This window comes from Adlercreutzia murintestinalis (assembly GCF_943192905.1).
GTDB lineage: Bacteria > Actinomycetota > Coriobacteriia > Coriobacteriales > Eggerthellaceae > Adlercreutzia_A > Adlercreutzia_A murintestinalis.
The window spans coordinates 1-11,450 of record NZ_CALPCC010000024.1 but is presented as its reverse complement, the minus strand read 5'-3'; the positions used below and the strand labels follow the sequence as shown (position 1 = coordinate 11,450).

5 protein-coding genes are annotated in these 11,450 nt (G+C 60.5%); all 5 read right to left on the bottom strand.

Annotated features, from left to right (window positions below):
• Window positions 1–110: 110 nt before the first annotated feature.
• Complete coding sequence (locus NFR19_RS07915; RefSeq protein WP_251213256.1) at window positions 111–5,891, bottom strand: InlB B-repeat-containing protein; 5,781 nt, start codon at window positions 5,889–5,891, stop codon at window positions 111–113.
• 44 nt (window positions 5,892–5,935) lie between these two features.
• The gene (locus NFR19_RS07910; RefSeq protein WP_251213255.1) at window positions 5,936–6,889 is read right to left on the bottom strand and encodes a hypothetical protein; all 954 of its coding nucleotides are present in this window, start codon (window positions 6,887–6,889) and stop codon (window positions 5,936–5,938) included.
• 40 nt (window positions 6,890–6,929) lie between these two features.
• The gene (locus NFR19_RS07905; protein WP_251213254.1) at window positions 6,930–7,745 is read right to left on the bottom strand and encodes a hypothetical protein; all 816 of its coding nucleotides are present in this window, start codon (window positions 7,743–7,745) and stop codon (window positions 6,930–6,932) included.
• A 105-nt stretch (window positions 7,746–7,850) separates the two neighbouring features.
• A complete protein-coding gene (locus NFR19_RS07900) occupies window positions 7,851–8,624 on the bottom strand; it encodes a hypothetical protein (RefSeq protein ID WP_251213253.1) in 774 nt (257 codons plus the stop codon).
• Window positions 8,625–8,774: 150 nt separating this feature from the next.
• A partial coding sequence (locus NFR19_RS07895; RefSeq protein WP_251213252.1) for an InlB B-repeat-containing protein occupies window positions 8,775–11,450 on the bottom strand: 2,676 nt, incomplete at its 5' end.

Sequence of the window (11,450 nt, the reverse complement as noted above, 5' to 3'; positions counted from 1 at the left end):
GGTACCGTCCTTGTCGATCGAATAGCCATTCCAGTCCCGAGAACGAATACGCAGCATCCCTCATACCCGTATACACGCTCTTGCTTTCCTTGCCACATGTTTCGCATCACCTACCCCTCGCGAGACGCAGGAGAACTGCTACGCCAACGGCGCCGGCTGCCAACCAACACTGCAAGCCCAGCAGCGCCGAACGCCACCGACATCAGGCCAAGCAGCCCAATGGCTTGCCCGTCACCTGTCTTCGCCAAGCTCTGCAACGTGCGCAAGGCGCGCGCCGTGGCCGCATTCGACCCGGCAGGCGACGTTGGTGCAAAGTTCGCAATAACCTCACCATCACGCTCGATGGTGAGCGTGATGGACTTAGATGTAGTGCGCATCGTGCGTTCACCCAGCTCGTCGCGTAGCGTCACCGACTCTGGCTGATATCCCACGGCTGGCCGCAGCGTGAACACGGCGGTAGCGCCATGCGCATAGGTCAGCTGACCCGCCGGACTGATCTGCCCATGGCCTGAGGTAGATGCGTTAATGGTGTGCATCTGCCCAGGTACCGTGGGGGTATTGGTGCCGCTTTCCATCTTGAACGTGGCATAAATGGTGCCTGGACCCGACACCGCAAACGCATGCCGGTCGTAGGTTCTCGGCGTACCTTCGCCCGTCAACGCTCGCGCGCCTTCGATCTGCACACCCTGCGCGCACACGCCTTCGTGCTTGACCAAACCAGTCACCTGAAAGCCCTCAAGCTCATAGCCCTCGTCAGGCTCCACCAAAAGCTCTAGCCGCTTGCCGTACGGCACCTTGATGGAGGTGCCCTCTGGGTCAAGCAGGCCACCATCACCCGAACGCACGTCAACCAGATAATACTCGGGCACAAACCGCACCGTTACCTGCGTGTCAGCGGTCACACCCGCCACCACGTAATTCTTTGCCGCTACCTGCGCCGCCGACAGCATGCGTACCGTAGCATCGGCACCCGTGCCCGTTGCCACCGTGACGCAATCGATCACATACCCCGGATTGGGTCGGAACAGGAAGCGCTGCGCGTTCACACCGGATACCACGCGCACCTTACCCGAGGGATGAATGGTACCGCCAGTGGTATCGCCCACCCTATTCTCGGTGACGACCACACCTGTCATCGTCACATACTCCGTTGCATCCACGCTGGGGTTGTCCGCGCCCGCCCGTTCAGCGAACACTACGCGCACATGCGTGTCAGCCGCCAGAGCACCAATGGTGTACGACATGGCGAACTCCCATACGCTCACCTGCTCGGTGCGAGCCTCATCGCCCTGCCCTGTAGTCACCTCCAGCGACGCGATATACGCACGATCGCTCTCGTAGGAGAACGTGAACGTTTGCGATGTGCCGCCAAGCGCCAAGAAGGGACCGGTGGGGCTCACACTGCCAGGACCTTCTGCCTCAGCGCTCACCGTCACCTCGAAATCGGTATCAGTGGGCGGCTCGGGCAAATCAGCCGTATGTGCAAATTCGACCACCAGCCGATGCTCGCCTGCACCCAACGCTGCCAGTTGCGCGTAAGTAACCACCGAACGTAGCGCGCCGCGGCCCGCTACCTCCGTACCATCAAGCTTGGCCGAAACTACCTCGCATCCCTCTTCAGGAATGAAGGAGAACAGCGCGCTGCCACCTTCGGTCACCCGCACGGTAGCGCCCGGCGATATGATGCCCAACCCTACGCTGCCCGCAGCCACAACCGGGGTCACGTCAATCGTGGACACCGGCGGCTTCGGCTGAGACGCATCCTCGAAACGCACATGCACTTCGACCAGATCACCCGGTACACCCGGCACCGTATAGGTGTCGCCCGTCCACGGAATGACCTCTGTGCGCGTAGTGCCGTCTGGATTCTTGTACGTCAGTTCTACCGCTGCCACCTGCTTGCCCGTATCGGGCTGCATGTTGATGGGCAGCGAGTCGCCTTCTATAACCTGCACCATGCCCGCAGGTGACACCGCACCGCCCGAGCCGCACGTAACTTCCACTGTCACGTACTTCGCCGGAGGCGTCGGCGGGTTCTCATCCTCACGTGGGGCGAATATCACTTCGAAGACGCCATCGCCCATATCGGCGGGCAGCGTGAATGTGCCCCCTGAAATAGAGCCCGCAAAACGCGGATCATCCGCGATGTTCACCGGCTGGCCGTTCACCAGAATCTCGGATATCACATAGCCATCGTCAGGCGTGATCACCACGTCACGTCCACCATCGTCCACCTTGATGTAGATGGTGCCGTCAGGATCCACCGTACCGTTCTCGCCAGCCTTGATGACCCACTTCACCAGCTCGTCTGCTGCCCCGTCGGGTGCGAACACCGCGTGCACCGTATGGTCAGCCGTCACGTCAGCCAAAATGAATTGCCCGTTCGTAGCCGCCAGGCTCGCCGCACTGCGGATGTATTCGTCGTCGGTACCCGCGTCCACGATCACATACGACAGCACATGCCCTTCATCGGGGAACAACGACACCGGTAAGCTGCCGTGGCGTGCCACCTGAATGTCTCCCGCCGGATCAACGCTGCCGCCGGTACCCTTCACACCCACCTTCACGGTGTACGTCTCGCGTTCCTCAGCAGTGGTATCCGCCACGAAGCGCACGCGCACCTGTTGGTCAGCATGAATGTCCATGATCAGCACGCTCAGTCGATCGGCCACACGGAACGGCGCACCGTTGATGCTGTATTCAGTACGGTACTTCACCGTATCGGTGTTGGCCGGAATGAACGTCAGCAGCGCACTGCCACCGCCCACCACCGAAAAAGCCTGCGCGGGTGACACGCTGCCGTGAGCCGCCTCAGCCCCCACCAGCGCACCTGTCTCGTCCACCAGAATGGGCGTTACCGTGTAGACGGCCTTGTCCACTTCCTTGAAGAAAGCGCTCACATTGGTGTATCCGTCGATCTTGATGCGGTCGCTACCCAGCGTGTATTCCCACACGCCCGGCGCTACCTGCACGATGCCCCCATCAGGGTTGCTCGCGAATATCACGATGGGGCGTTCGCCATCTGGTCGGCTCAGCACGATGTAGTCCAGCTCGTGATCGGCATCGGGCGCGGACATGGTGAAGGTGACGTCTTCCTTCTGCGCAATATCCCCCGACACCGTTTGGCTGTCTGGCGTGATGGTGCCCATGTTCGTCTGCGCCGTGACCGTGATCTCTTCGGGGTTCACGGGCAGATCGGCCTCGTCCAACTCGCACGTGATGCGAATAGTCTTGTCCGGCCCCAGCAGTTCAGGCGCGAACAGATACGTACGCACGCCATCCACCGTGCTCGTAGGAGTAGCCGGATGCTCGGTGCCATCGGCATCCACCAACACCACGGCCAGATCCTTGTAGTGCGCAAGCAGTTCAACCGTCAGCGTTAGGCCGTTTTCGGGATCAATATCCTCAAGCAGATACGTACCCGAAGCCAGCACGCCCGACGCATCGGCACGCTTGGCAATCACACCCGCCTCTGGCACCGACACGTTCACCGACAGCGTATCGGGCACGATGTCCACGAAGTCCACGATGATCTCTTCGATATCGGGCAGCATCTCTGAAGGGATCACGTATGAGCCGTCAGGACCCGGCTTGATCTCGATCTCTTCGCCGTCCTTCGTGACAACGTTGATGACCGGCTGCTTACCCGGGTCGGGGTTGGGCGTGATGATGATGTCTCCATCAGGCGACACATCGGGCAGCGTGCCACCGGGCGCAGGGAAGGTAACGTCCTTCGGGCCGCCATCGCCAGGCGTGTATTCCACATCCACCGAGCCGCCATCGGGCACTACGATGGGAATGGAAATGGTAGCCTTCGTGAACGTGGCATGCACCGTGATGTTGCCCAGCACGTAGTCGATCAGGTAGCTGCCCGAAGCCGCATCGCGCAGAGGGAAGCGCCGCCCTTCGGCATCGTCGTCGAAGGTGTAGTAGAGGCTGGCCAGCTTGTAGCCCGCATCGGGCAGCGCCTGCACAGCCGACGGATCTCCATAATACACTGGCGAGGTGGCGGAAAGCGAACCGTGCTCGCCCGCATCAGTGCTCACCGTATACAGGGGATGGCTTATTGGCGTGCCGTAGCGGAAGTAGGCATACACCGCCGTCTGCTCGGTCAGCGTAGGGATCAGAAGCGACGAGTTGATCACTTCTACGCGCACGCGGCCCCCACTAACTGTCTCCATTTCAACGCGGTCAAGCACCGAGCCAGGCTCCGGGTTGAACCGCACCGTGGCTGCACGCCCCCATGTCACTTCCTTGGTCCACACGGCACCAGATTCAATGCCACCGTCAATGGACACGGTGCCCTCACCTTCGGCCACACTGGCCGTCAGTTGCACGGGTGCTTTCGGGTTATCAGGATCATCCGGATCGATTGGCGGTTTCGGGTTATCAGGATCATCGGGATCTACCGGCGGTTTCGGATCGTCGGGGTCTACCATGCCACCCGGCGCACCCGGCACCTGCTCATAGAACGCAGTGATGGTCACCGGCTTCGGCGTTTCGGTAGGCGTAGCCAACTTCACCGTGGTGTAATCAAGATAGTTCTCGCCCAGCGTGCCCGTTGCATCATCGGGCCGCAGCTCAACCGGTGCGCCCTCGCCCGCATCAATGACCACCTTCACCAGCTTGAAGCCTTCATAAGGCAGGAAGGTGTAGCGCACGGTGGTGCCTTGCGCGAAACGATGCGTGCCCATAATGTCGATCAGACCGCCGGTGCGCCCATCCACTCGCGAGGTTACCTGCACGGGCGGAAACGCGTCTCCGGTGCCCGGACCCGACCCCGACGATGCGCGCAGCTCATAAGCCACAGCGAACACGCCAACATCCAGCGCACCCACGCCTGCAGCGCCCCCGGTCAGTTCCACAAAACGGTTACCTGGCGTGCCGCCTACCGGCAGCGGCCCCAGCTTTTCCACTGCGCTTCCCTGGCCGTCGGCGCTGTTGACCACACGCAGCACGTACGCCTCGTCGGGTGCCTCGTCGGGCACCGGCAGCCACACCGTGGTCAAGGGCGACAGATATGGCGCATGGCCATCATTGGCTGCCAGCTGCTCGGTGATGGAGAAATCCACCGCCGTGCCCACTTTCAGCCCGTCGGCTGCCAACAGCAGCGCATTGAGCGTAGCGCCCGGACGGCCCAGTAGATCGGTTGCATTGAGTTGCGGGTCGCCAATATGGATCAGGCCGCGCACGGTAAGCCCCGCCACCGCGGCACTGTCAATGGTCTGGTCGGCGTAGTGTGCGTTGCAATTCACGATGACGCCAGGCACAGCAGTGCGCGGGATGTTCGCACCGTCGCGCGCTTCAATGGTGTAGAGATACTGCGCCTGATTGCGAAAATCGAGCGTGGCGGCATCGTCAGCTAAGTTGAGCCGCACGTGCGCCGTGTTGTTCGCGCCCGGTTCGATGGTTGCTTCCTGCCAGGAACTGGCATCGTTGTAGGCGGTATCGTCCACATACGTGCCAGCCGCCTCGCCTTCGCGCACCAGCACCTGACGCACCCAACGGTAGCGGTAGTAACTCGTGCCGTCACCTGCGATGGGATTGCCATGGGAAAGCGTGGCATCAATGTGGTACGCCCCTGCGTAGAGCTGCTGTGCATCGTCAACATCAATGGCAGTGGTGTCGTCAATGGCAACCGTGAAATCAGAGGTCACCGCCACATTGACGTTGGTGTCTGCCGTTGTACCCTGCGCACCGGTATAGTTCCGCGCATCAGAGACGGCAGTACCATAGGGGTCCTGCAAGACGCGCGATGCCTGCGCCTGGCCCGTGTCGATGTTGCGCGGAGTGGCCGCCAGCGCCGAGGCCGGATTCAAGCCCGCCACCATGCACGTCGCCAGCACTACTGCCAATGCTCGACGCATATGTTTGCCCATTACGCTTCCCATGTTACATCCCTTTACTCTTCGCATCCCAGGAGCTCGTGCGCACCCTAACCCTCCACGATCACGACCATTTCCGCTGCCGCCTGACCTATCAGGTCCTCGGTTTCGGGGTCGTAGGCGAAAAACATCGCTGTACAGTCGTACGTGCCCGCATCCAGATCGACATCGAGCGTGTCGGACTGGATGTGGAAGTTCGGCTCTATCAGGTCGGTCTCGTAGAGCTGCTGACCGCTGTCGTTCTCGGTTATCACCACGCGCATCAGATAGCGATTGCCCGGCACGTTCTCGATGCGCAACTCGCCCGGTGCCGTGCCATTGGCGAACTGCACGGTAGAGGCAATGGAAATGTTGAACATGCCCTCTTCCACCACGCGGTCGAGCTCGGCTTGTATCTCGTCGGGCGTCTTGCCCTCAAGCTGCCCGGCTGTGCCTTGACGCGCGCTCTTGCCGCCGCTGCCGAAGAAGAACCACACGAACAGCGCCGCCGCTATGAGCGCCGCAATGGCCAGCACGATCAGGAACCAGAACAGTGGTCCGCGTTTCTTACGCTTCTTGTCCAGCTGTTGGGGCACACTGGTAGCTGGCGGAACGTATTGCTGTGCCGTCTGGGCGTACTGCGTCACCTGCGCCTGTGTGTAGCCCGCACTCGATGCGCCTTGTTCCTGTGCGTGACCCGCTGAGAAAGCGCCGTGGCCGTAGCCGGGCTGCTGGATGACAGCTCGGTTCGGCGCGTAACCGTAGCCTGTCGCATACCCTGCATGGCCCGGGTAGGCGGGTTGCCCGTTCGTGCTTCCCGCCTGCCCTGCCGTCCCTTGTGCTTGCCCCGGCACAGAGGCTGCGCCTACGCCGGGAGCAGGGTGGGGAACATGCGCGCCCAAACGCGCGTCCCCGCCCATGCCGTACCCGTAGATATGGCCGCTACCGGCCCCGCTCGCAACAACCCCGCCAGCAGCCGACTGGGTTGCTTTGGGGTAATGTGCGTGTTCGTTGCGGTCGGCCATAGTTCTCGGGTTTCCCTTCGGTTCGTTTTCAGATGTCTGCCTAGACGGTGGTCTTGGCAGCGCCCACGGTGTAGATGATCTTGAACGCGTTGTCCGCCGCTACCGGATCGTCCGGATAGCCGTCGCCGTTGGTGTCAGGCTGCGGGTTGGCCGCATCACCCAGCAGAATGCTGGACTCATTCACGTTGATCAGAGCCGAATTGGTACCGGAAAGCTGAAGGCCCATGATGGCTGGCTCGGTCTTAGAAACCTGACGCTGGATAATCCAGCCCGGATCGGTGGGGGTAATAGTGTTGGCTAGATTCACCGCACCGCCGGTTCCCTTGCTGCCCTCGTTGATACCCGCAGCATCGTTTTGAGTGCTACTCGGTCCCAGATTCAGCACCATATCAGCCACATTGCCCTGCTGAGTGGTGCCGTCAGCCGCAAGCGCGGCCACCAGCGCCCAGTCGCCGCGGTTGTTCGTGTGCTGTGTGGTCTGAATCTGCTTGATGGCCACCGGATACGTAGAGTAATTCTCAATGCGGTAGCCGGTGTTCATCTTGCCGTCATAGGCATCGCCGGTGTTGTGCTTGAGACCCGTGGTGGGCGCCAGGATGGCACCGCCTGCAGAGTCCGCCACTACCGTAACGTTCAGCGGCACCGACACGTTGATGTTAGTGATCATGGTGGCGATGTTCACGTTTGTCTCGGCAGTGTCACCCTGCTTGAGGTTGGTGGTGGGATCAGAGTAATCCTGATCGCGTGCACCATACGGGTTGTCCGATGCCACCGCACCAAACGCCGGCACGGCGCAGCCCAGTGCCAGAGCGGCGCTCAAGGCCAAGGCTCCCAGTGTCTTCCCACTTGCTTTCATGGCTTTTCCTCCTTTGTCTTCAAGCCATTTGCTGCTTGCGTATGTCCAGCGGCTCCCACGCCGCGTGGCGCCTCGTTGCGCGCAATGCGCATGTGCTATGGGTGGTTACCCCAGCACGTTGATGCTGATCTTGGCCGCGGCCTGCCCCACCTCGTCGTAAGTTGTCTCATCAAGCGCTGTGAAGGTGGCTGTTGCGGGATAGGTGCCCGGTTCTAAGTCCTGCGTCAGCGCTATTTGTTCGATGAACTGGTTGGGCTTGAGTACGCCGGATTCGTAGAGCACCTCTCCGGTGTCGTCAGAAGTGATGGACACCTTCATCAGGTAACGGTTGCCGGGAATGTTCTCAATGTAGGCCGTACCGCTTGAGGTGCCATCGTCGAACTGGATGGAACTGGCAATGGAGATGTTGAACATGCCCTCTTCCACTTCGCGGTCAAGCTCGGCCTGTATTTCCTCAGCCGACTTGTACGGCGCTTGCCCGTCTTGCGCCGTAGGGTCGAGCAATGCGTTGCCGTTGCAGGCGAACAGGAACAGTAGAAGCCAGATGGCCAACGCCACCAGCACTACGCCCGCAATAATGAGCACCATGCGCCCCGTGCGCTTCTTGGGCGTGCGCGGGCCGCCGGGGGCGCCAGCGCCGCCCGCCACGCCCGAACCGCTCCGCGCGGCTGCGCCGCCCGCCACGCCCGATGCAGGTGTACCGCCTGAGGCCGCTATGGCCACCCCGTTGCGCGGGCCATTCGCACTACCTGCTGGCATTCCTTCGCGCCCCGCCGTTGCCCGAGGCGCACGAGCGGCGCCCCCTACGACACGGCCACCAAATGCGGTACCCGGCGCGCTCGTTGCGTGATCGTTGGTGATGTTGTTGTCGTTGGTCATCGGTTCTGCTCGTCCTTTTCCGTGTGCTTTCTTTTCCCTTTTGCGCGGCGTTTCGGTGCCGCTGCGCCCACTTTTTTCGGGTTTTTAATCGGCTGACCTAGGGCTGCCCCGTGTGGAGCAGCCTTTTTGGCCAGATATGCCTTATGAGTGCTAGTCGCCTCTGATGTATTCGGTACCGTCCGCGTTCACGAAAGGCGTACCATCGGCTTTGATGTCCACCTCGCCGAAGCCGGGCCTCGATCCCGCAGCTGGCATGTGCGGCAGCAACGTGTAGGAGATCGCCGAGGCTTCGTCACATGCAAACATCCACGTGATGGTGGCCAGCGGGTCTTCCCATCGCTTGCCGTTCATCATCAGACCGCTGCCGTCAGGCGCCTCTTGCAGCTCGTGGCTGATGTCAGCCATTTCCGACGGGAAGTCCAGGCTCAACACGCCTTCCAAGCGGGCAGGATCACTGCCCACCCCCGATCCTGCGGAAATGCGCGTCAGCTCTTCGGGCAACACCACGTTGCCACTTGAGTCGAACGTCCACGAATAGGGCGAGCCATAGCGCGGTTCCAGAGGGAACATGGCCACCATGTCAGGGTCGGGCGGCTCGGCGGGATCGTCGCCTTCGCCGAACGTGAAACTCACCCAGTTAGAACGCAGGCGTGATCCGAATATCTGCTTAAACAGGCTCTGATCGAAGTACGTGGTGCGCGCGCCCACCGCCACTTCGCAGGGCGTGCTGGACTCAAACGCAATGCCGCTGCCGCGATACACTGTGTTTTCGCTAGCATCCAGCACGATACCGGCGGTGCTTGCGTTGGTGGGTGCGGTTACGTTGTAGACCATCTGCCACACAGCATACAGGTCAATGTCCTTGGTTTCCGTGTCGCCCGGCTGCACGCCCAAGCACTCGAACAGTTCGCGCACGCTCGTGGTGTGCGGTAGTACGAAGCTGGAGAGCTCGGCACCGTTCTCGCCCGCCTCTTTCGACCAGCTCCAGCCGTACAGGAAGTAACCGGAGACCTTGTCTGCGTCGGCCACCATGTCAGCCAACGGCAGCGGGAAGGTTTCCTCGTAGGTCAACTCGCCTGATAGATAGCCGCCGGGTAGTTTCAACTTGTCCTCTGGGCCATCCTCGGTGAAGCGGTAGAAGTTCACGTGATAGCCGATGTTTTGCTCCCACTGGGCCTGCATGGTCACATCGCCCACGAACGGATGACGATACTGGTCGCCTGGGTTGTAGATGGTGTCTACCTGGGCACCGTTCATATCGGTCGCCACTAGGCGCCAGCCCTTAAAAACATAGCCCACACGCAGCGGCACTTGAGCAGGCAGCAGCTTCACTTGGTTTGCCGGATTCAGCGAAGGCTCGCTAAACAGAATCTGGAAGGCATCAGGCATGTTCGTTATGTGCCCGTTGGCATCGTCACCGGTGTCGCCCGCGTTCGGCTCGAAGCTAACTGTGTAGAGATTCGCTGTCCAGCTGGCTGTTGCCGTGAGGTTGCCATACGTGCCTTGCCTCACCTGCGCGGTTAGACCATTCACAACGCCGCCACCTGCAATGGAGTTTGCACCGGTGATGGTCCAGCCGGTAAAGGTGTAGCCGGGCCGCACGGGGTTAGCCAGCGTGAACGTGAGACTTTCAATAGTAAAGTTCGTCTTGCCCGTCGAAGCGTTCCAGTTCGGCTGCGTTACGCCCGAAGGCAACGAGCCTCCGTTGTACACATAGGAAACGGTGTAGGTATTCGCGCGCCAGTTCGCCGTAGCCGTCAGATGGCCAAACGTGCCCTTCTTCACCTGGGCCGAGGTGCCGTTGGTGGTACCGCCGCCACTGATGTAGCTTGCACCCGCAATGGTCCAACCGGTAAAGGTGTAGCCCGGGCGCGTGGGGTTAGCCAACGTGAAAGTGTTGCTCTCAATGGTGTACGTTGCTGGGTTCGACGGTTTGGTCACGGCCGATCCTGGGTTCACGTTTTCGGCGTAGTTGTAGGTGATGTTATACGTATTGATGTTCCAGATAGGATCGCGCGAGATGTTCTGCGTAAATGCGTTGTTGGCTGCCGTTATGGTGCCGCTGGCATTTGCAACATTTGCATAGCCACCGAACGTATACCCGTTACGCTTAGGAGGCGTAATCGTTTTGATGGCATTCGCGCAGGCGCTGTCAGAGAACCACCCGGTGTCGTAGCGCAAATAGATAACCGTAGTGCCTTTGCTAACATCGGCGTCTTTGCCAGTAAGGGTTACTGTGTAAGTGTTAGCGCGCCAATTCGCAGTGGCTGTCAGGTTGCCATAGGTGCCCTTCTTCACCTGGGCCGAGGTGCCGTTGGTGGTGCCGCCGCCACTAATGTAGCTTGCACCGGTTATGGTCCAGCCGGTAAAGGTGTAGCCCGTACGCACAGGGTTTGCTAGCGTGAAGGTGGCACTTTCGATGGTGTAGTTGCTCTTACCAGTTGACGAGTTCCAATTGGGCTGCGTAGTGCCCGAGGGCAACGCACCACTGTTGTAGTTGTAGCTAATCGTGTAGGTGTTGGCAGTCCACTTTGCATATAGGGTGTACACACCTCCGTTGCCGGAAGTGAAGTTTGGCTTGGTCAGCGTTTGACCACCAGAATAGGCAACCGCACCTGTTGCGCTAGTTGCCCAACCCGCAAAGTGATACCCCGTCTTCGCAAATCCGTTAGCTTGCAAGGTAACGTTGGCATCATAGGTGCAGCTGGTGTCTGCGGTACTGCCGCTTGTGTTACCGTTGCCGTTGTATCTAATCGTGTAGGTGTTGGCAGTCCACTTTGCATATAGGGTGTACACACCTCCGTTGCCGGAAGTGAAGTTTGGCTT